Annotated in this window: 1 protein-coding gene; it reads left to right on the top strand. The window is 65.2% G+C overall.

Annotation, left to right across the window (positions count from 1 at the left end; all coding sequences use genetic code 11):
- Window positions 1-126: 126 nt before the first annotated feature.
- The coding region (locus EOE48_RS28670) for an OprD family outer membrane porin (RefSeq protein ID WP_127734239.1) at window positions 127-485 on the top strand (359 nt) is incomplete at its 3' end.

Below are 485 nucleotides of genomic sequence, written 5' to 3'. Positions count from 1 at the left end.
AAAGGCCGGTACAGGTAGCCCAACGCCCCCGATTTAGCCCGGCGACCCCGGGCAACCCTGGCAACACCGCAACAACCATCCGGCCCACAAGGCCGGCAATGACTAGAAAAAATGGGAGCTTCAACCTTGAGAGTATTCACCCTGACCGCACTGGCCTTATCCATCAGTGCCTTTTCCACCGTGGCCCAGGCCGATCCGCAAAGCCAGGCCTTCATCCCGCTCACCCTCAAAGCCAGCAGCGAGCAGGCGCAAGCCAGCGGCTTCATCGACGGCCAGAGCCTGTCCGGCACCACCCGCAACTGGTACGCCCGTGAACGCGCCGCACGCGCGCCGCTGTGGCGCTACTACAAGAGCGACGGCACCCGCCACCCCACCCACAGCCGGGAAAACTGGCTGCAAGGCACCATCCTCAACTACAGCTCCGGTTTCACCCAAGGCACCGTGGGCATCGCCGTCGAGGGGGCGCAGCAGGAGGGCGTCGGCGG

This window comes from Methylobacterium oryzihabitans, assembly GCF_004004555.2.
Classification (GTDB): domain Bacteria; phylum Pseudomonadota; class Alphaproteobacteria; order Rhizobiales; family Beijerinckiaceae; genus Methylobacterium; species Methylobacterium oryzihabitans.
Note: the sequence above shows the minus strand (reverse complement) of the source record. Positions and strands in the feature narration are given on the sequence as shown.